The sequence below is a fragment of the Paraburkholderia sp. 22098 genome (assembly GCF_052045935.1).
Classification (GTDB): domain Bacteria; phylum Pseudomonadota; class Gammaproteobacteria; order Burkholderiales; family Burkholderiaceae; genus Paraburkholderia; species Paraburkholderia caledonica.
Map to the genome: position 1 here is coordinate 204,336 of NZ_JBQEPV010000009.1, position 26,863 is coordinate 231,198.

Here is a 26,863-nt window from a genome sequence, read left to right on the forward strand (position 1 = left end):
TTGCCCGGCCGATTAGCCGAAGCGGCCCGTAATGTAGTCTTCGGTTTCCTTGCGGACCGGCTTGATGAAGATCTTTTCGGTGTCGCCGAATTCGATCAGCTCGCCAAGGTACATATAGGCAGTGTAGTCCGAACAGCGGGCCGCCTGTTGCATGTTGTGCGTGACGATTACCACCGTGTAGTCGCTCTTCAGTTCGGCGATCAGTTCTTCGATACGGCCCGTCGAAATCGGGTCGAGCGCCGAGCACGGTTCGTCGAGCAACAACACCTCCGGGCGGATCGCGATGCCGCGCGCAATGCACAAACGCTGCTGCTGGCCGCCGGACAAACCGTAGCCGCTCTGGCCGAGTTTGTCCTTCACTTCGTTCCACAACGCGGCCTTCGTGAGCGCCCATTCGACGCGATCGTCCATCTCCGAACGCGGCAGCGTTTCGAACATCTTCACGCCGAACGCAATGTTGTCGTAGATCGACATGGGAAACGGCGTCGGCTTCTGGAACACCATGCCGATGCGCGCGCGCAGCAGCGAGATATCGCGCTTCGAGGTCAGCAGGTTTTCGCCGTCCATCAGGATTTCGCCTTCGGCGCGTTGCTCCGGATAGAGCGCGTACATCTTGTTGAACGTACGCAGCAACGTCGACTTGCCGCAACCCGACGGGCCGATGAACGCAGTCACCTTGCCTTCGGGAATCTGCAGATTGATGTTCTTCAGCGCGTGATACTTGCCGTAGAAGAAGTTCAGGTCGTTGACCTCGATCTTCGGGCGCGACGGCGACGGCTCCTGGCCGCCTTGTGCGGGATCGAAACCGGCGGGCGCAGTGGGACGCGAGATCGGATTGAGTTGAGTTTCTGCCATATTCATCGGATTACACTCCGCCCTTACTTGTTCGTGAAGATCGTGCGCGCGAGGATGTTCAGTCCCAACACCGCGAGCGTGATCAGGAAGACGCCGGCCCACGCGAGCGATTGCCACTGCGCGAACGGGCTCATCGCAAACTTGTAGATCGTGACCGGCAGGTTCGCGACCGGCTGGCCCAGATCCGCCGAGAAGAACTGGTTCGACAACGCGGTGAAAAGCAGCGGCGCCGTTTCGCCGGCAATACGCGCGACGGCGAGCAGCACGCCGGTGACGATGCCCGCAATGGACGCCTTCAGCGTAATCGACAACACCATCTTCCACTTCGGCGTGCCGAGCGCGAACGCCGCCTCACGCAGTGCGTTCGGCACCAGTTTGAGCATGTTCTCGGTAGTGCGGATCACGATAGGAATCTGCAGCAGCGCGAGCGCGAATACGCCGGCCCAGCCGCTGAAGTGCCCCATCTTCGCGACGACGAGCGCGTAGACGAACAGACCGACCACGATCGACGGCGCCGACAGCAGAATGTCGTTGATGAAGCGGGTGACGCTCGCGAGCCAGCCTTTCTGTCCGTATTCCGCGAGATACACGCCTGCAAGAATGCCGATCGGCGTGCCGACGAACGTTGCAAGCGCAACCAGCATCAAGCTGCCGACGATCGCGTTGGCGAGACCGCCGCCATCCGTGTTCGGCGGCGGCGTGGACTGCGTGAACAGCTCGATCGACAAACCGCCGATACCGAGGCGCAGCGTCGTGTAGAGAATCCAGATCAGCCACAGCAGGCCGAAGGCCATCGCGGCGAGCGACAACGTCAGCGCCATCGCGTTCTTCATGCGCCGGCGTCCTTGCAGACGCACGCGCATTTTTTCGAGCGCGGCTGCGTCGTTCGAACCCGGCATGTTCAAGGTGGACTGGCTCATTTGGCGCCCTCCCCTTTCTCGAGACGAAGCAGCATGATCTTGGAAATCGCCAGCACGATGAATGTAATCACGAACAGAATGAGGCCGAGTTCCATCAGGGCCGACGTATGCAGGCCCGGATCCGCTTCGGCGAATTCGTTGGCGAGCGCCGACGTGATGCTGTTGCCCGGCGAAAAGAGCGACACGTTATCGAGCAGATTCGTATTGCCGATCACGAAGGTCACGGCCATGGTCTCGCCGAGCGCCCGGCCGAGGCCGAGCATCACGCCGCCGATCACACCGCTCTTCGTGAAGGGCAGCACGATCTTCCACATTACTTCCCACGTCGTGCAGCCGATGCCGTAAGCCGATTCCTTGAGCAGGACCGGCGTGACTTCGAACACGTCGCGCATCACCGAAGCGATGTACGGAATGATCATGATCGCGAGAATCACTCCCGCGCACAGAATGCCGATGCCGATGGGCGCGCCCTGAAACAGCGCGCCGACCACCGGAATGCCGCCGAGTACCGCGCCGAGCGGCTTCTCGAACCACGTCGCGAAGATCGGCGCGAACACGAGCAGGCCCCACATGCCGTAGACGATGGACGGAATCGCGGCGAGCAGTTCGATCGCGATGCCGAGCGGCCGGCGCAGCCACGCGGGCGAGAGTTCCGTCAGAAAAAGTGCGATGCCGAAGCTGACGGGCACCGCGATGATGAGTGCAATGATCGATGTGGCGATGGTGCCGTAGATCGGCACGAGTGCGCCGAACTGCTTGCTCGGCGGATCCCATTGCGCGCTCCACAGGAAGCCGAGGCCGAATTGTTTGATCGACGGCATGGACGCGACGATCAGCGAAACGATGATGCCGCCGAGCAGCAACAGCGTGACGATGGCGGCAAGGCGCGCGAGGCCGCCGAAGATCACGTCGCCGGCGCGGCTGGGCGCTTTCTGCTGGGACGCGCTGCCGGGCGGTGTCGCCCGCGAAGCGCCTGACGCGAGTTGGATGTCGGACATAAGAGCCTGATGGACCTTTTCCAGTTGCCGTGCGACGTATGCCGCGCGGCCGGTAATGCGTGAGTACCGACTGATGTTGCCGGGTGCCGGGACGTCGCCGGGACGTGCCGGTTAATGCCATTGGCCGTCCTCACGCGAGGACGGCCAATGTGTTACGTACAGCCGTTGCCTGCTACTTCTTCTGGGGCAACGCTTACTCGGCGAGCGGCTTGCCCGCTGCGTCCTTGACCTTCGACTTCCACTGCGTGCGGATTTCCGACACGACCGATTCCGGCAGCGAAATGTAGTCGAGATCGTTCGCGGCTTGCGTGCCGTTCTTGAATGCCCAGTCGAAGAACTTCAGCGTCTCGGTGCCTTGCGGTGCCTTTTCCTGCGTCGTGTGCAACAGCACGAACGTCGCGCCGACGATCGGCCATGCGTTCTTGCCCGGCTCGTTCGTCAGGATCTGGTAGAACGATTTCGACCAGTCCGCGCCTGCTGCCGCTGCCTTGAACGTATCCGTCTTCGGCTCGACCACCGTGCCCGTCGAATTCTTCAGCGCGACGTAGGTCATGTGGTTCTGCTTGGCGTAGGCCCATTCGACGTAGCCGATTGCGCCCGGCAGACGTTGCACGAATGCGGCGACGCCGTCGTTGCCCTTGCCGCCCGTACCCGTCGGCCAGTTGACCGTCGAGCCTTCACCGACCTTCGACTTCCATTCCGTGTTGACCTTCGACAGGTAGTTCGTCCAGATGAAGCTGGTGCCCGAACCGTCGGCGCGGCGAACCACGGCGATGTCCGTGTCCGGCAGCTTGACCTTCGGGTTCAGTGCAACGATCGCGGGATCGTTCCACTTCTTGATCTTGCCCAGATAGATGTCGCCGAGCACTTCGCCCGACAGGACGAGTTCAGCCGGCTTCACGCCCGGTACGTTGACGACCGGCACCACGCCGCCGACCACCGTCGGAAACTGGAACAGGCCGTCCTTGGCGAGTTCGTCGTCCTTCAACGGAGCGTCGGAGCCTGCGAAATCGACGGTCTTGGCAACGATCTGCTTAACGCCGCCCGACGAACCGATGCCCTGATAATTAACCTTGCCGCCGCCGGACTTCTGATAGGCGTCGGCCCACTTCGTATAAATCGGTGCTGCGAAGGTGCTGCCCGCGCCGGTGATGTCTGCGGCTTGCGCTGCGATCGCGAAGAACGCGCCAGCGACGCCAGCGAACACGGTTTGCATCAATTTCATCGAAACCTCCAAGGTGTGAGCGGTGTGAGCGAGTAAGACGAACACCGCGAAGCTTAGGGTCTCTTTGTGACAGTAACGTGACTTACCGTGAAACGTACGTGACAGTGGGTTTACGAAGGTGAAAGGCGTGGTGGGTAAATCACGGAGCGGGCGCGTCGTTGCCCGGTGCCTGTATAGATTAGGCGAAAAAGATGGGGTGAGGGTTTGCGGTGGAGCGTGGGATCTAGCGATGCGTGAGTGCGCATCGGCTCGCCGCAATGAAACTCGGGCATGCGCGGGGGGGGGGCCGTCGGCGGCCCCGCCCGCGCATTGAGGCGCCCGCTTAAGCCGTCGCCTGCTTCACCGCAGCAGCGATGGATTCGGCATGACGAAGCGCATCGTCGGCATGTTCCGCCTCCACCATGACCCGCAGCACCGGCTCGGTGCCCGAAGCGCGAATCAGCACGCGTCCGCGGCCATTGAGCGCGTCTTCGGCGCTGGCGATGGCGCGCCGGATTGCGTCGCTGCTCTTCCAGTCGGCGTCCGGTTTCATCCGCACATTGATCAGCTTTTGCGGGAACAGCGTGACGCCGTCGAGCAGTTCGGCCAGCGTCTTGTCGCTGCGCTTCATGGCGGCAAGCACGAGCAGCGCTGACACAATGCCGTCGCCCGTGGAATGGCGGTCGAGCGACAGAATGTGGCCCGACCCTTCAGCGCCAAGCTGCCAGCCGTGCTCCCGCAACTGTTCGAGCACGTAGCGGTCGCCGACTGCCGCGCGCACGAACTTGACGCCTGCCGCCTGCAACGCGACTTCGACCGCCATATTGGTCATCAAGGTGCCGACCGCGCCTTCGACCTTGCCGTCGGTCGCGATACGATCTTTCACCAGCACGTACAGCAGTTCGTCGCCGTTATACAGGCGCCCTGCCGAGTCGACGACCTGCAGACGGTCGGCGTCTCCGTCGAGCGCAATACCCAGGTCGGCGTGGTTGGCCCGCACCGCCCGCACGAGCGCATCCGGCGCGGTCGCACCGACGCCGTCGTTGATATTGAAGCCATTCGGTGCGACCCCGATCGGGATGATCTCCGCGCCGAGCTCGTGAAAGACGTGCGGCGCGACGTCATACGCGGCGCCGTGCGCGCAGTCGACCACCAGCTTCAGTCCCCGCAAATCGAACGCCGCGGGAAACGTGCTTTTGCAGAACTCGATGTAGCGGCCGGCGGCGTCGTCGAGACGCCGCGCCTTGCCGAGCTGCTCGGACGCAGCACAGGCGAGCGGCAGCTCAAGGTGCTCTTCGATCTGCGATTCCACCTCGTCGGGCAACTTGTTGCCGTCGGCGGAAAAGAATTTGATGCCGTTGTCGTAATACGGATTGTGCGACGCGCTGATCACCACGCCGGCCGCAAGCCGCAACGCTCGCGTCAGATAGGCGATGCCCGGCGTAGGCATTGGACCGGCCAGCATCACGTCGACGCCTGCTGCGGAAAAACCGGCTTCGAGCGCAGCCTCGAGCATATAGCCGGACACCCGCGTGTCTTTGCCGATCAGCACGGTTGGCCGCGTGCCCGTGCGTGCCCAACGGTCTGCACCGACCAGCACCTTGCCGGCCGCATAGCCGAGCCGCAATACAAATTCCGGCGTGATGGGCCCTTCACCGACCTTTCCCCGAATTCCGTCCGTGCCGAAATAACGACGTGCCATCTTTTATGTTCCTCCTTGGCTGAGGGTTCAACCGCGCGGGCCGGCGTGATTCGCCGCGTTGCGCAGGGCTACCCAGACTTTCATTGCGTCTACTGTTTGTGCGACGTCGTGCACGCGGAGAATCGCGGCGCCGCGTTCCGCCGCGCAAACGGCTGCAGCGATGCTGCCGGCGACGCGCTCCGGCGCCGCCCGTCCGGTGACCGCGCCGATCATCGATTTGCGCGACATTCCCGCAAGAATGGGATACGGCGGCTCGCCGCGCGGCGCCGTATCCGGCAGAGCCGCGAGCAGCGCGTAATTATGCTCGACCACTGCCTTACCAAAACCGAAACCGGGGTCGACGCTGATGCGATCCCGTGCGATGCCCGCCTGTCTGAGCGCGTCCACCCGTTCTTCCAGAAACTGCCGGACTTCGCTGACGACGTCGCCGTAAGCCGGTTCACCCAGTTGCATGCTCTGCGGCTCGCCGAGCATATGCATGACGCACAGACCGCAGTCGCTTTCGCGGACCGCGTCGACGGCGCCGGGCATGCGAAAGCCCCAGATGTCGTTGATCAGATCGGCGCCCGCGGCGAGCGCGTGGCGCATGACTTCGGGCTTATAGGTGTCGACGGATAGCGGCACGTTGGCGCCGCGCAGTTGCTCGACAAGTGGGATCACACGTTCTAGCTCTTCGTCGAGCGGCACTGGCGGCGCGCCCGGACGCGTGGATTCGCCGCCGATGTCGATGATGTCCGCGCCGTCAAGCAGCATGCGTTCGGCTTGACGCAACGCATCGCCGCGCGTCGCATACTGGCCGCCGTCGGAAAAGGAATCTGGTGTGACGTTCAGGATGCCCATGACCAACGGGCGTTCAAAGCTCAGCTTGAACCGGCCGCATTGCAACGGCTCCGGGATACGGGGAAAAGGAATAGCGACTGTGGCCACGTAGCGTTACATCACTTATGACGGATAAATGCAAAACGGGCCGGTGTGAAACACACCGGCCCGCACTTTCTACTGATAGCCGATCAGGCCGGAGCGGTCGCGCTGCCCGGCTTGACTTCGGTGCCGGGGCTGCCGCCCGACGAAGCGTCGCTTGCCGACGGCGGCGAGCTCTTAGGCGAGCGCGGCGGACGGCCTGCCATGATGTCGTTGATCTGATCGGCGTCGATCGTTTCCCACTCCATCAACGCGGCGGTCATTGCTTCGACCTTGTCGCGGTTTTCGTCCAGCAGGCGCTTCGCGAGGTTGTATTGCTCGTCCAGCACGCGCCGGATTTCGGCGTCGACCTTCTGCTGCGTTGCTTCCGAAATGGTGCGCGTGAAACCACGACCAAACGGCGTTGCGTCGTTTTCGTCGTCAACGTAGACCATCGGTCCCAACGCGTCCGTCATGCCGAAACGAGCCACCATGGCGCGCGCGGTTTGCGTGGCCTTGTTGAAGTCGTCCGACGCGCCGGTGCTGATCAGGTTGAGGAACAACTCTTCCGCAACACGGCCGCCAAACAGAATGGCGAGACGATCGAGCAGGTAGTCTTTCGAGTACGTTTCGTTGTCATGCTCCGGCAACTGCCACGTGACGCCCAACGCACGGCCACGCGGAATGATCGTGACCTTGTGCACCGGATCGGCTTTCGGCAACAGCTTGGCGATGACTGCGTGACCCGACTCGTGATACGCGGTGGCACGCTTCGATTCTTCGCGGATCACGGCCGACTTGCGCTCCGGGCCCATGAAGATCTTGTCTTTCGCGTCTTCGAAGTCCGTCATTTCGACGATGCGCTTGCCGCGGCGCGCCGCAAACAAAGCCGCTTCGTTCACGAGATTCGCCAGATCGGCGCCCGAGAAGCCCGGCGTGCCGCGCGCGATCACCGCTGCGTCGACGTCGTTCGAAATCGGCACCTTGCGCAGGTGAACCTTCATGATGTGTTCGCGACCACGAATGTCCGGCAGACCGACATAGACCTGGCGGTCGAAACGGCCCGGACGCAGCAGAGCCTTGTCGAGCACGTCCGAACGGTTGGTTGCGGCGATCACGATCACACCCGAATTCGCCTCGAAGCCGTCCATCTCGACCAGCATCTGATTCAAGGTCTGCTCGCGCTCGTCGTTACCGCCGCCCATGCCGGCTCCGCGATGACGGCCGACCGCGTCGATTTCGTCGATGAACACGATGCACGGTGCATGCTTTTTCGCCTGCTCGAACATGTCGCGCACACGCGCCGCGCCGACGCCGACGAACATTTCGACGAAGTCCGAACCCGAAATGCTGAAGAACGGCACCTTCGCTTCGCCAGCAATGGCGCGCGCGAGCAGCGTCTTACCGGTTCCCGGCGGGCCGACCAGCAGTACGCCACGGGGAATGCGGCCGCCCAGCTTCTGGAATTTCTGCGGATCGCGCAGGAAGTCGACCAGTTCGGAGACTTCTTCCTTCGCTTCGTCGCAACCTGCGACGTCGGTGAAATTGATTGCGTTGTTGTTTTCGTCGATCAGACGCGCACGAGACTTGCCGAACGAGAACGCGCCGCCTTTCCCGCCCCCCTGCATCTGTCGCATCATGTAGAACCAGAAACCGATGATCAGGATCGTCGGCCCGAGGTAATACAGCGCGGACACCAGCGCATTAGGTTCGTCGTCAGCCTTGCCGCTTACCTGAACGCCATACTTCATCAGATCGCCGACCATCCAGATGTCGCCGGGCGACACGATCTGGTACTTCTGGCCGTCTGCTGGAGTGACCGTGAGGTTCCGCCCCTGGACAATGACGTTCTTGACTTTGCCGTTCTTCGCGTCGTCCATGAACTGCGAATAGGAAACGCCTTCCTGGACACGGGGCTTGTCGAACTGCTTGAACACCGTAAATAGCACCAGTGCGATAACCAGCCACACTGCTGCTTTCGAAAACATATTGTTGTTCAAAGCACCACTCCTTCACTTAGACGGGCGCCTACATTTGCCTTGCGGCACCACGAAAGCATTCTAATCCAGTCCGCAGACCCCTGCCATAAGGTTTCGCTACCACAGAAATAGCGTAGCGGGCTGTAACGGTGCAAATTTCCACCGTCATCAGCGCATTTATGGACAGACGCTGAACCATTCTGCAGGCCCTACGCAGCTCGCCCTACGCGGGCCGCCCTACGCGGGGCGCTTCAAATGCTTACCCAAAATAAACGTTTCTGACGACTTGTCCCGCGAAGCCTTCGGCTTGCGGGCAGCCACCACCTTGAACTGGCGCTTGAACTTTTCGACAATCTGGCTGTAACCACTGCCGTGGAAGCATTTGACTAAAAGGGCTCCATCCGGTTTCAGGTGATTCTGCGAGAATTCCAGCGCGAGATCGCACAAATGCTCGATCCGCGCCGCATCCGCCAAGGCCACGCCTGACAGGTTGGGCGCCATATCCGAAATTACAAGGTCTACCTGGCGCTCTCCCACTAATTCTTCCAACTGCGCCAGCACCGAGTCTTCGCGAAAGTCGCCCTGAATGAAGTGGACGTCGGCGACCGGCTCCATTGGCAGCACGTCGAGCGCGATAATGGTGCCGTCGATCCCGCCTTCCCGCTCGGCGTCGCGCCGCGACCCTTTGGCGAGTTTGTTGCGCGCATACTGGCTCCAGCTGCCCGGCGTGGAGCCCAGATCGACGATGACCTGCCCCGGGCGGATCAGCTTGTCCTGCTCGTCGATTTCCTTCAGCTTGTACGCTGCGCGGGCGCGGTAGCCTTCGCGCTGCGCCATCTTTACGTAAGGATCGTTGATGTGGTCATGCAACCACGCCGTGTTGAACTTGTTTTTTGCCATTAAACGTTGAACTCTTGCTGCGTCATGTCACGCTTTAGCGGATAATACGCGGTTAATTCGCGCGGCGACCGCCAAAAACCGGCAGTTATCCGCGATTCTGTTGTTCTGACGCGCCGCCTGCCGTACTGTCCCACTCGTATCCCGATTGCGCCCAAACCGAATCAATCGAAAGACGGGATAGGCCACGCAGGCGCTGCCATTTTAGTCGAGTCTCCCACTTCACATGCCCGCCCTCAAAGTCTCTTCCGACCAACGCGCCGAGTTGCGCTCCCAGGCACATGCGCTCAAACCGGTCGTGCTCGTCGGCGCCGAAGGTTTGACCGACGCCGTGCTCGCCGAGATCAAGGTTCACCTTGCCGCTCATCAGCTGATCAAGATTCGCGTGTTCGGCGACGAACGCGAAGAACGCATCGCCATTTACGAACAGATCTGCGACACGCTGAACGCCGCGCCGATCCAGCATATCGGCAAGCTGCTGGTTATCTGGAAGCCGGAGGCCGCAGCGCAACCTGCGGTGAAGAGCAAGCGCGGCGCATTGCCGAGCGCCCGCGAAGCCGCTGTCGAAGCGAAGCCCGGCAAGGGCCGCGCGCCGCGCGTCGTCAAAGTCGTGAAGCCTAGCGAAGTGCCCATGCGCAAACCCAAGGCGAAAGCAGTGCTGGTGCGCGGGAACGAACGCGTCACGCAAGGCGGCAACATCAAACGCGCGAAAAAGCGACAAACAAGCGCCAAGCGCGCGCATCAGTCGAAATAAGCAAACGTATGAAAGGTGCGGCGAGCTCCGCGCCTATTGCCTGCGGCCAGCTTTGACTTCAACGTTTGGCCGCGCTCTTCGCCTGGCGCGCCGACAGCACAAGCGAGCGCCACACCACAGCAGCAGCCCTCCAGCCGGTGCTTTAGCCTGTCACCTTTCCCGAAACATCGGGGGCGCCCTGCTGTACTGAACCAGCGCCCTCGCCCAGCGGCAGCTTCCAGACCAGAACCAGGCCGAGCAGGCTTTCAATCAGATAAAACAGGCTCGAAACGCCGTGCAGCATGCCGAAGCGCGCAGCATAGGCGGAATGGCCGACATCGGTGCCCGCTTCGACCGCAGCGATACGCATCGCATTCATGAACGGCTGCAGCGCGAAATAACCAACCAGCACGCACACCAGCATTCCCGCGACAAGCCAGCGCAACCGGCGATACGCGTTGCCGCCGCGCCGGACCACCACGTTCGCGAGGCCGAGCAGCAAAATGCCGCACACGGCGCCGAGCACCCCTTCGATGCGAAACAGCTGCGCGGCCACTGCGCCCGCCGTTGTCCGGTCGAGCGAAGTGAACAGCACGGGCGCAACGGCATAGCCGATAGTCAGCAGGCTGCCGACCCACACCACCGTCAGCAGACGGAAAATCCGATGCGGCATCAGGGACACCAGAGCGGCCCTCAAACGTAGCTAACTGCGATGATTTCGTACTCGCGCACGCCGCCGGGCGCCTGCACCGACGCCACGTCGCCTTCCGACTTGCCGATCAGCGCGCGCGCAATCGGCGAACTGATGGAAATGAGGCCGTGGTCGATATCCGCTTCGTCGTCGCCGACGATCTGATATTTGACCGAAGCGCCCGAAGCGAGATCTTCGAGTTCGACCGTTGCGCCGAACACCACGCGGCCATCCGCGTCCACTTTGGACGGATCGATCACCTGAGCGCCGGCGAGCTTCGATTCGATTTCTGCGATGCGGCCCTCGATAAAACCCTGCTTTTCCTTCGCTGCGTCGTATTCTGCGTTTTCCGACAGGTCGCCCTGCGCGCGCGCTTCCGAGATCGAGTTGATCACGGCGGGACGCTCAACCGATTTCAGGCGCTGCAATTCGTCGCGCAACATGTCTGCGCCGCGCTTAGTCAATGGAATAGTGCTCATAAACAACTCTCGTGAAAACGCCGGGCCGCTTCCGGTTCGCTGAGCCCCGCGCCGCGTCTGAAGCGAAAGAGCCAGATGCGTGGAGTGCTTTGAAACAAAAAGCGGCCGTAAAAAAACACCGCGGTTAAGTGCATTCCGTGGGAGCCGGCGACCCGGAAGAAACCGGGACACAGCACCTGCGGAACGCCGCTTAACCGCGGCACTTACATCTTGGACAGGAACTCGAAGCCTTAGTTTAGGCGAGCGTGCAAGCCTTGTAAATCATAGACTTCCAGATCCTTCAGGTAGCGCAAGCCTTCGACGGCCGCGCGCGCGCCGGACATGGTCGTGTAGTACGTGACCTTGTTCGCCTGCGCACTCATGCGGATCGAGCGCGAGTCGGCGATCGCGGCGCGCGTCTCGTCGACGGTCGTGAAGACCAGCGCAATTTCGCCGTTCTTGATCATGTCGACGATGTGCGGGCGGCCGTCCTTCACCTTGTTCACGACCTTGACCGGCACGCCGGCCGCTTCGATCGCAGCCGCCGTGCCCTTGGTCGCGACAATCGGATAGCCGAGTTCGTGCAGCATGCGCGCGACTTCGACGGCCTTCGGCTTGTCCGCGTCCATCACGGTCAACAGCACCGTGCCCGACTCCGGCAGACGCGAGCCCGCCGCCAGCTGCGACTTGAAAAGCGCCTCTCCGAACGTTTGGCCGACGCCCATCACTTCGCCGGTCGAACGCATTTCCGGCCCGAGCACGGGGTCGACAGCCGGGAACTTGACGAACGGGAACACAGCTTCCTTCACGCTGAAGTACGGCGGATCGATTTCCTTCGTCACGCCTTGTGCCGCAAGCTTTTGACCGACCATAGCGCGCGCTGCGATTTTCGCGAGCGGCAGGCTGGTCGCCTTCGACACGTACGGCACCGTGCGCGATGCACGCGGATTCACTTCCAGCACGTAAATGATGTCCTGCTTCGAGCCGTCCGCCTGCGGAACTTGCTGAATCGCGAACTGCACGTTCATCAGGCCGACCACGTTCAGCGCCTTCGCCATTGCACCGGTCTGGCGCTTCAGTTCGGCAATGGTCTCGCCCGACAGCGAGTACGGCGGCAGCGAGCAAGCCGAGTCGCCAGAATGCACGCCCGCCTGTTCGATATGCTCCATCACGCCGCCGATGAACACCGCTTCGCCGTCCGAAATGCAATCCACGTCGCATTCGATTGCGTCGTTCAGGAAGCGGTCGAGCAGCACCGGCGAATCGTTCGACACTTTCACGGCCTCGCGCATGTAGCGCTCGAGGTCGCGCGGCTCGTGGACGATTTCCATTGCGCGGCCGCCCAGCACGTACGACGGACGCACCACCAGCGGGTAGCCGATTTCGTCGGCGAGCTTGAGCGCTTCGTCTTCGGCACGCGCGGTGCGGTTAGGCGGCTGGCGCAGGCCGAGGTCCTGCAGCAGTTTCTGGAAACGCTCGCGGTCTTCGGCCGCGTCGATCATGTCGGGCGACGTGCCGATGATCGGCACACCGTTCGCTTCGAGATCGAGCGCGAGCTTCAGCGGCGTCTGGCCGCCGTATTGCACGATCACGCCGACCGGCTTTTCCTTGTCGACGATTTCGAGCACGTCTTCGAGCGTCAGCGATTCGAAGTACAGACGATCGGACGTGTCGTAGTCGGTCGAAACCGTTTCAGGGTTGCAGTTGACCATGATCGTTTCGTAGCCGTCTTCGCGCATGGCGAGCGCGGCATGCACGCAGCAGTAGTCGAACTCGATGCCCTGGCCGATCCGGTTCGGGCCGCCGCCCAGGACCATGATCTTCTTGTTGTTCGTCGGATTAGCCTCGCACTCTTCCTCGTAGGTCGAGTACATGTAGGCCGTTTTCGTGGCGAACTCGGCCGCGCATGTATCGACGCGCTTGTACACCGGGCGCACGTTCAGTTCAATGCGGCGAGCGCGCACTTCGGCGGGCTTCGCGCCGACGAGCTTGGCGAGACGCCGGTCCGAGAAACCGCTTTGCTTCAGATACTTCAGTTCTTCCTTCGAGAGGCTCGCGAGCGTACGGCCGGCCAGCGCCTTTTCCTTCAGGATGATCTGTTCGATCTGCGCGAGGAACCACGGGTCGATCGACGTCTCTTCGAAAATTTCCTGCGCCGTCATGCCGATACGGAACGCGTCGCCGACGTACCAGATTCGGTCCGGACCGGCTTCGCCGATCTCGCGGATGATCTCGTCGCGGTTATCGGTCTTTTCGTCCAGACCGTCGACGCCCACTTCAAGACCACGCAGCGCTTTCTGGAACGACTCCTGGAAAGTGCGGCCGATCGCCATGACTTCGCCGACCGACTTCATTTGCGTGGTCAGGCGCGAATCGGCTTCGCGGAATTTTTCGAACGCGAAACGCGGAATCTTGGTGACGACGTAGTCGATCGTCGGTTCGAACGACGCCGGCGTCTGGCCGCCGGTGATTTCGTTCTTCAGTTCGTCGAGCGTGTAGCCGACTGCAAGCTTGGCCGCGACCTTGGCGATCGGGAAGCCGGTCGCCTTCGACGCCAGCGCCGACGAACGCGACACGCGCGGGTTCATTTCGATCACGATCATCCGGCCGTCTTTCGGATTGATCGAGAACTGCACGTTCGAACCGCCGGTGTCCACGCCGATCTCGCGCAGCACCGCGAGCGACGCGTTACGCAGAACCTGATATTCCTTGTCCGTGAGCGTTTGAGCCGGCGCTACGGTGATCGAGTCACCGGTGTGGATGCCCATAGGGTCCAGGTTTTCGATCGAGCAAACGATGATGCAGTTGTCCTTCTTGTCGCGGACCACTTCCATCTCGTACTCTTTCCAGCCGAGCAGCGATTCTTCGATCAGCAACTCGCGCGTGGGCGACAGATCGAGACCGCGCTTGCAGATTTCCTCGAACTCTTCGCGGTTGTACGCAATGCCGCCGCCCGAACCGCCGAGCGTGAACGACGGGCGGATCACGACCGGATAACCGCCGCTGCCGGTTTCGACGGCGATGCGCGCCTGAACCTGCAGCGCTTCTTCCATGGAATGCGCGGTGCCCGACTTGGCCGAACCGAGACCGATCTTGGTCATCGCGTCCTTGAACTTCTGGCGGTCTTCCGCCTTGTCGATTGCTTCGGGCGATGCGCCGATCAGCTCGACCTTGTACTTTTCCAGCACGCCGTGCGCGTGTAGATCGAGCGCGCAGTTCAGCGCGGTCTGGCCGCCCATCGTCGGCAGGATCGCGTCCGGGCGCTCCTTGGCGATGATGCGCTCGACCACTTCCCACGTGATCGGCTCGATATAAGTCACGTCGGCCGTGTTCGGGTCGGTCATGATCGTCGCCGGATTGCTGTTGACGAGGATGACCTTGTAGCCTTCCTCACGCAGCGCCTTGCATGCCTGCGCGCCCGAGTAATCGAACTCGCACGCCTGGCCGATGATGATCGGACCCGCGCCGATAATGAGAATGCTCTTGATGTCTGTCCGCTTGGGCATAACGCTCTCGCTAATGTATTCCTGAATTCTTTCCGTCAGCGCGCGCCGCCTGGGCGTTGCGCGCGCTTTACCTCTCGCTGCTTCTGGCCGCGCTCGTTATGCCGCCGCGGTCTTGCCGGCCTTCTTCGCGTCCATCAACGCGGTGAAGCGGTCGAACAGATAGGCGATGTCGTGCGGGCCCGGCGACGCTTCCGGATGGCCCTGGAAGCAGAACGCGGGCTTGTCGCTCAGCGCGAAGCCTTGCAGCGTGCCGTCGAAGAGCGACACATGCGTGACGCGCGCGTTGGCCGGCAGCGTGTCGGCGTCCACTGCGAAGCCGTGGTTTTGCGACGTGATGATCACGCGGCCGTCGTCCAGATCTTTCACCGGATGGTTGGCGCCGTGGTGGCCGGTTTTCATCTTCACGGTCTTGGCGCCGAGCGCGAGGCCCATGATCTGATGACCGAGGCAGATGCCGAACGTAGGAATGCCACGCTCGATCAGTTCCTTCGTGGCCGCGATTGCGTAGTCGCACGGCTCGGGATCGCCCGGGCCGTTCGACAGGAAGATGCCGTCCGGATTGAGCGCGAGCGCGTCCGCGGCCGATGCCTCTGCCGGCAGCACGGTCACGTGGCAGCCACGCTCAGCGAGCATGCGCAAGATGTTGTACTTGACGCCGTAGTCGAACGCGACGACGCGATACTTCGGCGCATTCTGTTTGCCGTAGCCGCTTTCCAGACGCCATTCGGTCTGAGTCCACTCGTAGGTTTCTTTCGTCGACACGACCTTCGCGAGGTCCATGCCCGCGAGGCCGGGGAACGAGCGTGCGAGTTCGATAGCCTTGGCCTCGTCGTCCGAGCCGGCGAGAATCGCGCCGTTCTGAGCGCCCTTGTCACGCAGAACGCGGGTCAGCTTGCGGGTGTCGAGACCGGCGATCGCGACCACGCCTTCGTCCTGCAGATACTGCGTGAGCGTGCGCTCCATGCGGAAGTTCGACGCGAGAACCGGCAGGTCGCGAATGATCAGCCCGGCGGCATGGACTTTCGTCGCTTCGACGTCTTCGGCGTTCACGCCGACGTTGCCGATATGCGGGTACGTGAGGGTCACGATCTGGCGCGCGTAGCTCGGGTCAGTCAGAATTTCCTGATAGCCGGTGATAGCGGTGTTGAACACCACTTCGCCAATGGTATGCCCGGGGGCGCCGATCGAATAACCACGAAAGACCGTGCCGTCGGCGAGCGCGAGCAGAGCGGGAGAAAATGACGGCAACACGGGAGACTCCTTGGGGGAACACCCTGTTGCCGACCTGCCTATCCGGTTTGCGAGCCGCAGCGGACAGCATCATGCGATGCGCGCGCAGACTCGCTCGCGTACTGCCGTTGACTTTGCAATGCGCGCGCGGGGTGTCCAATGTGTCCATTTTGTGGACGGATCGGCTTGGTGCGGGCTGCTTGCTACGCCAGTGGCGCGCGGCGGATGAACGGTATGGAAGAGGTAGGCGCTAGGGTGCGGGTTGATAAGCTCAAACCTCGGAATTATAGCCTGAGACTGCCCTTCCCTCCAAATCCGAGATTGCCCGCCGACACCTCCGCGACCCACGGCAATCCGGTCAAAGCCTTATCGGACGGGCTCACACGGCAAGCCGGCAAGTTTTACGTTGCCGGATTCGGGATAGTACGAGCCGTAAGGTGCCGGTTCAGCGGCTTCCCGGAAAATTGCCGGGAAAGGCTCATGCGTCCTGCTGAGCGTGGGCCGCGGCGTGCACCGGCTTGCGCCCCGGAATCACGTACCAGACTGCGCTGAGCACCTGAAACGCGATGAGAATTCCCCACGCCGCGAGATGAGCGGCCGCCGGATAATGGCCGCCGCTCGCCGGCCAATGCGACAACACGGCGCCCACGCCGATCTGGAAGCCGAAGATCAATAGAAAAATGATCAATGTCAGCGTGGTGTTCACGCGGCCGGTCATGTGTGCTGGAAAGCTGCGCGCCATGACCGCATACGTGAGAATGCCCGTGCCGCCGAAGATTCCGTACGCCGCCCACAGCAGGCTGGCCGGAAGCGGCGCGTTGAACACGATCAGCAGTTGGGTCAACACATACAGCGCCATGCCGATGCCACAGAACGCATACAGCGATACGCCGCGCCGCTCGAGACTGCGAGCCGCTGCGCCGAAACCGACGCAACCGGCCATCATCGCGAAACCAAGAATCGACACCAGCGCAGCGGCTTCTTTCGGCGCGAAGCCCTGAACGTCGCGCAGCCACGCGCCAACCCATAGCGATTGCATTGCATAGAAAACGCCCTGCGTGACGACTGAAAACGACGCGATTTTCCAGAAGGCCGCGCTCCGTAGAATATGCAGCGTGCCCTGAAACTGCGCGCCGATACTCGCCTGATGACGCGTCTCATTTGTCTCCGGGAGAAGCATCCACTGAGCGAGCGCAACGGCGACCGTCATCAGACCCAGGCCGACGCAAACCGAGCGCCAGCTGCTGAAGGTGAGCACCCATGTGAGCGGCGAGCCGACCATGACTCCGCCGAAGCCGCCGATCGCCATCACGAGACCGTTCATCAGCGGCAGACGCGCCGATGCGAAATGCTGCGCCAACGCCTTGAATGCGGCACCGAGGCACACGGACACGCCCACGCCGATGAGCAACCGCCCCGCCATCATCATTCCGAGGCTGTGGGCCGCGCCGAACACCCAGATTCCCGCGGCGGCAAACAGCAAGGTGACTGCCGTCACGCGCCGCGGGCCAAAATGGTCGAGTAATACGCCGGCCGGGATTTGCGCGCCCGCGAAGCCGAGAAAGTACAGACTGGTCAGCACGCCAAGATCAGCCGCGGACAACCCGAGGTCGTGGGTGATAAACGGCGCAAAACCGAGATTGACGCCCCGGAACACATAGGACACGAAATAACCGGCAGAAAACAGCAGAAAGACGCGCAACTGGGTCGACGACATACGCTCAATATCCGGTTGGCCGCAGGCCAAATGACGAACGATATCGGAATTCGGCTATGTCCGCCGCCGGCCCCGCAAATGGAAAACGCCGTCACCACAGGGTGACGGCGTCAATAAAACGGGAATACGATCGCAGCGAACCGGCTGGAGGAGCCCCAAAGGCAAGGGGCCCAGTCAGGGCCCCGATTGCCACCGCCGTGCTTACTTGCTCTTCTTTGTCTTGCTCGACGTGGAAGCCGACACTTTGGTCACTTTGCCAGCAGGCGCGGCAGACGCTTTCGACTTGCCGGCCTTGGCAACCGGCTCGGAGACCTTCACTACAGCGGAGTGGCCGCGGCCCTTCTTTGTGTCGTTGCGAGATTCGCTTTTAGAGCCGCTCACCCGCGTGCCGATCTTCTGGACACCGCCGCCCTGGACGTCGGTCGCGATACGCTCGGGACCCGGTTCGCTCGGAACAGTCCTGCCGACTGGCACGTGCAGCACGATGACCTGCCCGCGCGTCACGCTATCCCGATGCGTGCGGTTCCACGACTTCAACTGCCCGACGGATACGCCATAACGCAACGCGATAGCCGCCATGGACTGATTGCGGCGCACGCGGATCAGCATTTTGCGGGTGTCGGGAACGTCGGGCTCCATAGCGAGCACGGCGCTTTCGGCGACGTCCGCGCTGATGTCCTCGTCGTCATCCGAACCGCGCGGCACGACGATGGTTGAACCCGGCTTCAGACGCATGCCGACCGGAATCTTGTTGACTTCCATGAGCGTGTCGGCATCGACACCGATCTTTTGCGCGATGGCCGCCGGCGCCGAACGCTCGGTAACCGTATACGTGGTCCACGACGACAGCGAACCCGAGTACGTTTTCAGATTGCGCTCGAACGCGCTCGCGTTGTCGAACGGCAGCAGGATTTGCGGCTGCGTAGCGCCCAGAATCACCGGCTTTCTGAACGACGGGTTCAACGAACGGAATTCGTCGAGCGAGAGATTAGCCAGTTTGGCGGCCATGTCCACGTCGATATCGTGCGACGTGGTGACGGTCACAAAATACGGGTGGTTCGGGATCGACGGCAACGCGAGCCCGTACATTTGCGGGTTCGACACGATGTTCTTGACCGCTTGCAGCTTCGGCACGTAGTTGCGCGTTTCGTTGGGCATGCGCAGGCTCAGATAGTCTGTCGGCAAGCCAGCCGCTTCATTGCGCGCAATCGCGCGCTGCACATTGCCCTCGCCCCAGTTGTACGCAGCGAGTGCCAGTTGCCAGTCGCCGAACATGTCGTGCAGACGTGACAGATAGTCGAGCGCGGCACTGGTGGACGCCAGCACGTCCCGGCGCTCGTCCTGCCACATGTTCTGCTTGAGGTTGTAAGTGCGGCCGGTGCCCGGCATGAATTGCCACATGCCGGCCGCTTTCGCCACCGACAACGCCTGCGGGCTATACGCCGATTCGATGAACGGCAGCAACGCGAGCTCGGTCGGCATATGGCGCGCCTCGAGCTCTTCGACGATGTGATAGAGGTATTTCTGCGAGCGCTCGGTCATGCGCTGCACGTAATCCGGACGCTGCGCGTACCAGTTGACCTGCATGTCGACGAGGTCCGTTTGCAGATCCGGCATCTGGAAACCACGGCGAATGCGGCCCCATAAATCGGCGTCGGCGCTCGTCAACTGCGTGACTGAGCCCTGGTCGACATTGATGGTTTCCTTGGCGGTGGCTGTCTTGCGGAGTGCGTCGGCTACGGCTTGCTGGCTGGCGGGATTTGTTGCGGTGGTGGGGCTGCTCGTCGTTGGTCCCTGGCTCGCGCAGGCGGCGAGCGTCAGGACCAGCAACGCACTAAAGATAAATCGCATGAACGTCTCGGCTTCCACAAGGGCTGGAATTTGCAGCCGATAGTACGAAACCGTAACGTCTACGTCAATCGGAAATTGACCAAAATATCAAGCAAATCTAGGGCTTGGCGAATTCTTCCGATTCTTCGCTTGAGGAAGCGCCCGAGACGAACCCGGTCACCGGAAGCGGTTTTTCCACTCGCGCATCAATGTAAACGACGCCAGACGGTCAGGTACGTCGGCATGCAACTGCTCCCGCAAGGTCGCCTGAATGGCGGGGTTGTCGGCACGCAGGAACGGATTCACGGCGCGCTCGTGGGCGATCGTGGTCGGCAGCGTGGGCACCTTGCGAGCCCGCAGATCGCTCGCCTTGTCTCGCCAGGCAAGCAGTTCGTCGTTGTCCGGATCGCAAGCGAGCGCGAAGCGGATGTTGGACAGCGTGTACTCGTGCGCGCAGTGCACTTCGGTCGCGCCGGGCAACGCCGCGAGCGAGTCGAGCGACGCGAGCATCTGGCTGGGCGTGCCTTCGAAGAGCCGTCCGCACCCGCAGGCGAACAGCGTGTCGCCGCAGAACACATGCGGTGTGCCGCCCGGGTCCGCCGCCTGAAAATAAGCGATGTGGCCACTCGTGTGGCCCGGGACCTCGAGTACGCTCAAATCGAGCGCGGGCGCAGCGATCGTCACTCGATCGCCATGTTTCAGACGGTGCGTGAGATGCCCGATCGCTTCGCCGGCGGGCCCGTAGACGGGAACGGCCTGGCCATTCAGCAGATCGGCTACCCCGCCGACATGGTCTTGATGATGGTGCGTGAGTAAAATAGCGCTCAGTCGCCAACCGCGCCTCGACAGATAGGCGCGAACGGGAGCGGCTTCACCCGGATCGACGACTACCGCATGGTATCCGTCGGAAACGACCCAGATGTAATTGTCTTCAAACGCCGGGACCGGTACGTACTCGAGCGCATTCATAGGCGACGCATTCTTTGATATGACTGACCGAGCGATTATAGACTGGCCCGCCTGGACGGATTCGCCGCCCGGCCGCTACGTGCTGGAATGGGAACAGACGCAGCTCGACCGTGTGGTGTCGGACGTTTTCGGCTACCACGCGCTGCAACTCGGCCTGCCGCAGCTCGACGCGTTGCGCGAAAACCGCATGCCCTGTCGCGGGCTCGTGCTCGACGCCGCGAGCGGTGCGAGTGCGCCGTATAGTTTCCCGCGCGCTCAGGCACTTGCCGGGAATGGCTTGAGAGACGGATTGAGAGACAGTTCGAGAAGCGCCCCGGGCAACGGCCCCATGCGCGGCGGACCAGCGCCGGCACCGCTGCCCTCGCCGGCCGGACGCAGCGCGGTTTGGTGCGATCTGCTGGATTTGCCGTTCGAAGCCCAGAGCGTCGACCTGATCGTGATGCCGCACACGCTCGAATTCACGAGCGATCCGCACCGCCTGCTGCGCGAAGCGGAGCGCGTGCTGATGCCCGAAGGCCAGCTGATCATTCTCGGCTTCAACTCGCTTTCGCTGTGGGGCGCGCGGCAATCGGTCGGCAAGATGACGGGCCGGCCGTTCGTGCCCGCCGCTGTCGATCTGATCGCCTTCACGCGTCTGAAAGACTGGATCAAGCTGCTCGGCTTCGACCTTGAACGCGGGCGCTTCGGCTGCTATCGTCCGCCGCTCGACAGCGATCAGTGGCTCTCCCGCTATGGCTTCATGGAAGCCGCCGGCGACCGCTGGTGGCCGATCTTCGGCGCGACCTACATGATCAAGGCGATCAAGCGCGTGCGCGGCATGCGCCTCGTCGGACCACTCAAGGTGAAAAAGCCCGTCCTCGCCGCGGGCCTCGCGCCCGCCGCTACACCGAACACACGCAACCATACTCAATGACAGCAAACATCATCGACATTTATACCGACGGCGCCTGCAAGGGCAACCCCGGCCCGGGCGGCTGGGGCGCGCTGCTGCGCTTCGGCGATCAGGAAAAAGAGCTGTTCGGCGGCGAAGCGAATACCACCAACAATCGCATGGAACTGATGGGCGTGATCTCCGCGCTCGAGGCGCTGAAGCGTCCGTGCAAAGCCGTTGTGCACACCGACTCGCAGTACGTGCAGAAAGGCATCAGCGAGTGGATTCACGGCTGGAAAAAGAAAGGCTGGGTCACCGCCGCAAAGCAACCGGTGAAAAACGCCGATTTGTGGAAGCGGCTCGACGCGCTCGTCGCGCAACATGAGATCGAATGGCGCTGGGTGCGCGGGCATAACGGGCACCCGGAAAACGAACGCGCGGACCAGCTTGCGAATCGTGGCGTCGCGTCGCTCGCGGAATTGTGACCGTCGGCCGTCAGGCCGCGCGACCACCTTTCTCCCCGCTAATTTGCGGCTGTAATTTCTGAGGCAAAGCTAACTCAACATGCGTCAACTTATCCTCGATACCGAAACAACCGGCTTGAATGCCCGAACCGGCGACCGCATCCTCGAACTGGGTTGCGTCGAACTGGTGAACCGGCGCCTCACCGGCAACAATCTGCACTTCTATATCAACCCCGAGCGCGACAGTGATCCCGGCGCACTGGCGGTCCACGGGCTGACCACCGAGTTCCTGAGCGACAAGCCGAAGTTCGCCGAGATCGCCGACCAGTTTCGTGACTTCATTCAGGACGCGCACCTGATCATTCACAACGCGCCGTTCGACATCGGGTTCCTCGACGCCGAGTTCGCGTTGCTCGGCCTACCGCCCGTCAGCACCTATTGCGGCGAGATCATCGACACGCTCGCGCGTGCGAAGCAGATGTTCCCCGGCAAGCGCAATTCACTCGACGCTTTGTGCGACCGCTTCGGCATCAGCAATGCGCATCGCACGCTGCACGGCGCGCTGCTCGACTCGGAACTGCTCGCCGAAGTCTATCTGGCGATGACACGCGGCCAGGAAAGCCTTGTCATCGACATGCTTGGCGAATCGCACGGCAGCGGCGAAGCGCATGCGCCGCGCGTGGCCATCGACTCGCTGGACCTCGTCGTGATTGCCGCGAGCGACGAAGAACTCGCCGCACACCAGGCGGTTCTGGACGGCCTCGACAAAGCAATCAAAGGCACGAGCGTGTGGCGCCTCGAACCCGTGCCCGTGTCGGATGAGCAACCTGCTTAAAAAGTGCTGGACGAGTTCGCAAATCCCCGGCATAATTTCGCTCTCTTCGGGTGGTTAGCTCAGCGGTAGAGCACTGCCTTCACACGGCAGGGGTCACTGGTTCGATCCCAGTACTACCCACCAGAATTTTGGTGTGTCGATCACCGAAGAAAAAAGGGCTTACGCAGCAATGCGTAAGCCCTTTTCCGTTTTGTGTTTTCCGTTTCGTCACGTCCGGTTTGCCTCGCCATTGTCTTTCTCACTGCTTGCATGTCGATATCTGTCGTCGGCACCGCGGTGTGCGTGCGAGTCAACAACGAAACCTCGTCGATTGCGGCGGCAAAACAGTGCTGATATAGTCGGCTTTCGGGCATTCCCCCGTCTACTCTCTCCACCTCATTGACTACAGGGAGGCGTCACATGTTCGCAGTGCATATGGCCATCCCTGACATGGTCCCACGACGTTGACTCGTCAACCGCGCAAGTCGGCCTGAAAAGGCGCTCTGCGCAATCCCAGATAGTTCGCAGCCGAGTCCGCAGGCTTATTGCCAGCAGTTTCATTGCCAGCAGTTCCATTGCCGTTAAGCGGCGCGCTTCGACTGTCTATCCATCTCGCTTCTGACTGGAACCCCGGTGCGCCATGCGCGAACGGGTTGTCGCAAATGACCAGAAAAAAACTCGACTTTCGCGGGCAAGCGTTCAAGGATGTCCTCGGCTTCACCTTCCGGCACTGGGCTCAACAGCCGTGGCGCATTGTCGTCATTTCCGCGCTTGTCATGCTCTCCGCCGTGGCGGACGTGCTCACGCCGATGTTCGCCGGCCACCTCGTCGACGCCATCGCATCCGGCCCGGCCGCACGTGCGAGCGCGTGGCATGCAGCCATCACGGCCTTCTGCGTTCTGGCCGCGCTGGGACTGGGCGCCACTTTGCTTCGGCAGGCCATGTACTTCAACATCATCAAGCTGACGTTGAAGATGATGAGTGAGATCGCCGCGAACGCCTTCCATCGCGTGCAACGCTTTTCAACCGACTGGCATGCCAACAGCTTTGCCGGCTCCACGGTGCGCAAGATCACGCGCGGTATGTGGGCGCTCGATCTGCTCAACGACACGCTGCTGATCGCGCTGTTTCCGTCGCTCGTCATGCTGGTGGGCGCGACGCTGCTGCTCGGCTGGCGTTGGCCGATGATGGGCGCGGTGGTCGGCGTCGGCTCGTTAGTCTATATCGCGGTGACTGTCGCGCTGTCGCTCGGCTTCGTGGCGCCGGCCGCACGCCTCGCCAACGCGTGGGACACGCGCATGGGCGGCGCGCTCGCGGACGCGGTCAGTTGCAACGGTGTGGTCAAGGCTTTCGGCGCCGAAGAGCGCGAGGAGTTGCTACTTGCGCGTGTGATCGGCAAGTGGCGCAACCGCACGCGCCGCACGTGGATTCGCGGCACGATCAACGGCGGCGTGCAAGGCGCGATGCTGGTGGCGATTCAGACCGCGATTCTCGGCGCCGCGCTGCTACTGTGGTTGCGCGGCGAGGCGAGCGTCGGCGACATCACTTTCGCTTTGACGATGTTCTTCATGCTGCAAGGCTACCTGCGCGAGGTCGGCATGCACATTCGCAACTTGCAACGCTCGGTCAACGACATGGAAGAACTCGTCTCGCTGGAGCGTCAGCCGCTCGGCATCGAAGATCGCCCGGCCGCCGGTCCGATCGTCATCGGCAAAGGCGAGATCCGCTTCGAGCATGTGACGTTTCATTATGGAGCGGACGCCACGCCGCTCTATCGCGACTTCTCCGTGCGCATTGCGCCCGGAGAACGCGTCGGGCTGGTCGGCCATTCGGGTTCGGGAAAGACGACCTTCATCAAGTTGATTCAGCGTCTTTACGACGTGTCAGAAGGCCGCATCACGATCGACGGTCAGGACATCGCGCAAGTCAGGCAGACGTCGTTGCGCAGTCAGATTGCCATCGTGCAGCAGGAGCCGGTGTTGTTTCACCGTTCGCTCGCGGAAAACATCGCGTATGCACGTCCGGACGCGAGCCGCGCCGAGATCGAACACGCCGCGCGACTCGCGAACGCGCACGACTTCATCAGCGCGCTGCCCAATGCTTACGACACGCTGGTCGGCGAGCGCGGCATCAAGCTCTCGGGAGGCGAGCGCCAACGCGTGGCGATCGCGCGGGCGTTTCTGGCGGATGCACCCATCCTGATTCTGGACGAAGCCACGTCGAGCCTCGACAGCGAAAGCGAAGTGCTGATCCAGCAGGCGATGGAGCGGCTGATGCAAGGCCGCACGACGCTCGTCGTGGCACACCGCCTTTCGACTGTGCGCGCGCTCGACCGCTTGCTCGTGCTCGACAAGGGCAAGGTAATCGAAGAAGGCAGCCACGAGACGTTGATCCGACTCGAGAACGGACTCTACCGGCGTCTGTTCGAGCGTCAGGCGCTGGAACTGATCAAGGGCTTGAATGAAGCGCCGGCATCGCACGAACGGCCCCGCGCGCGCAGCCACGCGGTGGACGATTCAAGCCTGCTGGTCAATGACTGAAGAGGGAAAGATCCGGCGTGTCTTGCGGAATATGTCTTCGTACAAGGCATATTCCGCCGGCGCGCCGCTATCGTTACACCGCGCCCGAGGGCAAACCGATGCCGCGCGCCATGCCGGTTGCCGCAAAGACCATCAACACGAGCAACACAGTCTGAATCACGCTCAAATGCGCATAGCGACGCGCGTTTTGCAGCTCCGGCGCAGCGCCTTTTCGTATCGATGCGCGCCAGCGCATTAACGCCAGCATCGACGGAACTTCCAGCACGAGGATTATCACGAGCAGCGTCATCTTGACGTGAAAGAGCGGCTCGTGGAGATAGTAATCGGCGCCCTTCTCATACGTGCCGAAAACGCGCATCAAGCCGGTGACGATCAACACGAGTGCGGAGAGGCCCCAGCGTGTATCGGCCCGGAATACCGAGCGGAGCGCCGCTGGCACCGCGGCACGGCGCAGCGCCCACGTGCGCCGCAGAATCGACGCAAGTGCGAAGCCATAGGCGAGCAGATGAAGAGCGGCAAGCAACCAGCGAACCAGCATAGCGACTCCTGCAAACGACACGGCACATCGATTGTTGTTTCACTCGCCCGCCGTCAGTACGGGCGGCATCGTTGTTTCATTATCGACCACGGCTTACTTTACAACGCGCGCAACCGTCACTGCATGTGACCGACTGCACAAAACCTCTGCCTCAGACCTGCCGCAACGTGCTGTCGAGCGCGCGTGCGGCGACGCGATCTCCTTCGGTCGTCAGAGCCGCGCGAAATACGGTTTGCCGGTTGTGACCGGCCGCCGCGGGCGAATCCCACAGCAACTCGATTTTCGGACGCCGGCCGAACGCGGCTCGAGCAAGCGACGGAGCGCCGCTCGGGCCTGACGACGCAACGCCGGCGACAGTATCGCCGGCGACATGGAGCGCGATGACCGGCGTGGGCGCCGTCGCAGAGCGCGTGCCTGCCACGTCCGCCCAGCGCACGGAGAGTTCGCGCGCGTCGTACTGCCCCACCTTGCGACGCTCGGCCCATACGCTGACTGTGCGCGTAAGCGGATCGAGCGAGACGGCGTAGCGGCCGATCGCAAAACGGCGCGCAGCAATGTTGGTGCGCCACAGCGCGCGCGGACGGCAGATCCACAGAACGGCCGCGTACAGCGCGGGCGCCGCCAACAGCCAGCCGTTGGTCGCCGCCACGGCTTGCGCGGCACGGCGCCAGCCGGCGCTTACCGCAAAGGCGCTGACCGACCACATCGCGAACAGAAATCCCAGGAATGCGAAGAGGCGCAGCGCTTGCCGCAGCCATTGCGGCAGCGGATGAAAAGGACGCTCTGCGACCGCGCGTGCGCCAGGAAGAAAAATGAGCAGGAACAGGAAGACCAGGTTGATGCACGCCCACGGCGAGGACGCCATGGCCGACAGCGACGCGGTCAGATCCATCTCCGACATGGAAAACAGCCAGCGGGCGAGAAGCACGAGACCGATAGCGCGTAACGCGAAAATCGTTCCGGCGCCGGGCGCGGCATTCGCACGCGTCTCTTTCGTTCTCGCCAAGGCATCCTCCTGTCGTCGGCGGCGCCGCAGCCAATTTCGCG

General features: G+C 62.2%; 22 protein-coding genes and 1 tRNA gene. 6 read left to right on the forward strand and 17 right to left on the reverse strand.

Annotated features, from left to right (window positions below; genetic code table 11):
- Positions 1-12: 12 nt before the first annotated feature.
- From pstB to ACTJLB_RS20525, 8 genes are all read right to left on the reverse strand, one after another.
- Positions 13-861 carry a phosphate ABC transporter ATP-binding protein PstB gene (gene pstB, locus ACTJLB_RS20490; protein ID WP_020069440.1) on the reverse strand — a complete coding sequence of 283 codons (849 nt, stop codon included), beginning with the start codon at positions 859-861 and terminating at the stop codon, positions 13-15.
- 17 nt (positions 862-878) lie between these two features.
- On the reverse strand, positions 879-1,775 hold the full coding sequence (gene pstA, locus ACTJLB_RS20495) for a phosphate ABC transporter permease PstA (RefSeq protein ID WP_020069439.1): 897 nt from the start codon (positions 1,773-1,775) through the stop codon (positions 879-881).
- Positions 1,772-2,773, reverse strand: coding sequence for a phosphate ABC transporter permease PstC (pstC, locus tag ACTJLB_RS20500; protein WP_027804860.1), 1,002 nt, complete (start codon positions 2,771-2,773; stop codon positions 1,772-1,774). Before pstC ends, pstA begins: the two co-directional genes overlap by 4 nt.
- Positions 2,774-2,966: 193 nt before the next feature.
- Positions 2,967-3,998: a phosphate ABC transporter substrate-binding protein PstS gene (gene pstS / locus ACTJLB_RS20505; protein WP_020069437.1), complete on the reverse strand. Its 1,032-nt coding sequence runs from the start codon at positions 3,996-3,998 to the stop codon at positions 2,967-2,969.
- 322 nt (positions 3,999-4,320) lie between these two features.
- Positions 4,321-5,679: a phosphoglucosamine mutase gene (gene glmM / locus ACTJLB_RS20510; RefSeq protein ID WP_440784299.1), complete on the reverse strand. Its 1,359-nt coding sequence runs from the start codon at positions 5,677-5,679 to the stop codon at positions 4,321-4,323.
- Between the two features lie 27 nt (positions 5,680-5,706).
- The gene (folP, locus tag ACTJLB_RS20515) at positions 5,707-6,591 is read right to left on the reverse strand and encodes a dihydropteroate synthase (protein WP_440784345.1); all 885 of its coding nucleotides are present in this window, start codon (positions 6,589-6,591) and stop codon (positions 5,707-5,709) included.
- Positions 6,592-6,689: 98 nt separating this feature from the next.
- On the reverse strand, positions 6,690-8,579 hold the full coding sequence (ftsH, locus tag ACTJLB_RS20520) for an ATP-dependent zinc metalloprotease FtsH (RefSeq protein ID WP_006051983.1): 1,890 nt from the start codon (positions 8,577-8,579) through the stop codon (positions 6,690-6,692).
- A 216-nt stretch (positions 8,580-8,795) separates the two neighbouring features.
- The gene (locus ACTJLB_RS20525; RefSeq protein ID WP_020069434.1) at positions 8,796-9,458 is read right to left on the reverse strand and encodes an RlmE family RNA methyltransferase; all 663 of its coding nucleotides are present in this window, start codon (positions 9,456-9,458) and stop codon (positions 8,796-8,798) included.
- A gap of 223 nt (positions 9,459-9,681) precedes the next feature.
- Here ACTJLB_RS20525 and ACTJLB_RS20530 point away from each other — a divergent pair, with 223 nt between their 5' ends.
- On the forward strand, positions 9,682-10,209 hold the full coding sequence (locus tag ACTJLB_RS20530; protein ID WP_020069433.1) for a YhbY family RNA-binding protein: 528 nt from the start codon (positions 9,682-9,684) through the stop codon (positions 10,207-10,209).
- A 142-nt stretch (positions 10,210-10,351) separates the two neighbouring features.
- Here the strand turns inward: ACTJLB_RS20530 and ACTJLB_RS20535 are convergent, their stop codons facing one another.
- The 7 genes from ACTJLB_RS20535 to gloB all read right to left on the reverse strand — a co-directional run bounded on the left by ACTJLB_RS20535 (position 10,352) and on the right by gloB (position 20,589).
- A complete protein-coding gene (locus tag ACTJLB_RS20535; RefSeq protein ID WP_408420453.1) occupies positions 10,352-10,861 on the reverse strand; it encodes a DUF4149 domain-containing protein in 510 nt (169 codons plus the stop codon).
- A gap of 20 nt (positions 10,862-10,881) precedes the next feature.
- Complete coding sequence (gene greA / locus ACTJLB_RS20540; RefSeq protein WP_020069431.1) at positions 10,882-11,358, reverse strand: transcription elongation factor GreA; 477 nt, start codon at positions 11,356-11,358, stop codon at positions 10,882-10,884.
- Positions 11,359-11,588: 230 nt separating this feature from the next.
- Positions 11,589-14,843: a carbamoyl-phosphate synthase large subunit gene (gene carB, locus ACTJLB_RS20545; protein WP_020069430.1), complete on the reverse strand. Its 3,255-nt coding sequence runs from the start codon at positions 14,841-14,843 to the stop codon at positions 11,589-11,591.
- A 96-nt stretch (positions 14,844-14,939) separates the two neighbouring features.
- Entirely contained in the window at positions 14,940-16,094 is a 1,155-nt protein-coding gene (gene carA / locus ACTJLB_RS20550) for a glutamine-hydrolyzing carbamoyl-phosphate synthase small subunit (RefSeq protein WP_087754228.1), read from the reverse strand.
- Between the two features lie 457 nt (positions 16,095-16,551).
- Positions 16,552-17,790, reverse strand: a complete 1,239-nt coding sequence (locus tag ACTJLB_RS20555) for an MFS transporter (RefSeq protein ID WP_440784302.1) — start codon at positions 17,788-17,790, stop codon at positions 16,552-16,554.
- A gap of 201 nt (positions 17,791-17,991) precedes the next feature.
- Entirely contained in the window at positions 17,992-19,641 is a 1,650-nt protein-coding gene (locus tag ACTJLB_RS20560) for a transglycosylase SLT domain-containing protein (protein WP_288825984.1), read from the reverse strand.
- A 156-nt stretch (positions 19,642-19,797) separates the two neighbouring features.
- The gene (gene gloB, locus ACTJLB_RS20565) at positions 19,798-20,589 is read right to left on the reverse strand and encodes a hydroxyacylglutathione hydrolase (RefSeq protein ID WP_410800346.1); all 792 of its coding nucleotides are present in this window, start codon (positions 20,587-20,589) and stop codon (positions 19,798-19,800) included.
- Positions 20,590-20,608: 19 nt separating this feature from the next.
- On the opposite strand from gloB, the gene ACTJLB_RS20570 reads away from it, so the two are divergent.
- The 5 genes from ACTJLB_RS20570 (at position 20,609) to ACTJLB_RS20590 (ending at position 25,278) form a co-directional block, all read left to right on the forward strand.
- Entirely contained in the window at positions 20,609-21,502 is an 894-nt protein-coding gene (locus ACTJLB_RS20570) for a class I SAM-dependent methyltransferase (protein WP_440784303.1), read from the forward strand.
- Entirely contained in the window at positions 21,499-21,945 is a 447-nt protein-coding gene (gene rnhA, locus ACTJLB_RS20575) for a ribonuclease HI (protein WP_006051973.1), read from the forward strand. Before ACTJLB_RS20570 ends, rnhA begins: the two co-directional genes overlap by 4 nt.
- Before the next feature lie 79 nt (positions 21,946-22,024).
- Positions 22,025-22,759: a DNA polymerase III subunit epsilon gene (dnaQ, locus tag ACTJLB_RS20580; RefSeq protein ID WP_440784304.1), complete on the forward strand. Its 735-nt coding sequence runs from the start codon at positions 22,025-22,027 to the stop codon at positions 22,757-22,759.
- 48 nt (positions 22,760-22,807) lie between these two features.
- Positions 22,808-22,882, forward strand: a tRNA-Val gene (locus ACTJLB_RS20585).
- A 518-nt stretch (positions 22,883-23,400) separates the two neighbouring features.
- Complete coding sequence (locus ACTJLB_RS20590; RefSeq protein WP_131320285.1) at positions 23,401-25,278, forward strand: ABC transporter ATP-binding protein; 1,878 nt, start codon at positions 23,401-23,403, stop codon at positions 25,276-25,278.
- Between the two features lie 73 nt (positions 25,279-25,351).
- Here ACTJLB_RS20590 and ACTJLB_RS20595 read toward each other — a convergent pair whose 3' ends face one another.
- Both ACTJLB_RS20595 and ACTJLB_RS20600 read right to left on the reverse strand, forming a co-directional pair.
- Positions 25,352-25,816, reverse strand: coding sequence for a DUF2214 family protein (locus ACTJLB_RS20595; RefSeq protein WP_020069421.1), 465 nt, complete (start codon positions 25,814-25,816; stop codon positions 25,352-25,354).
- 151 nt (positions 25,817-25,967) lie between these two features.
- Positions 25,968-26,822: a hypothetical protein gene (locus ACTJLB_RS20600; protein ID WP_440784305.1), complete on the reverse strand. Its 855-nt coding sequence runs from the start codon at positions 26,820-26,822 to the stop codon at positions 25,968-25,970.
- Between the last annotated feature and the right edge of the window lie 41 nt (positions 26,823-26,863).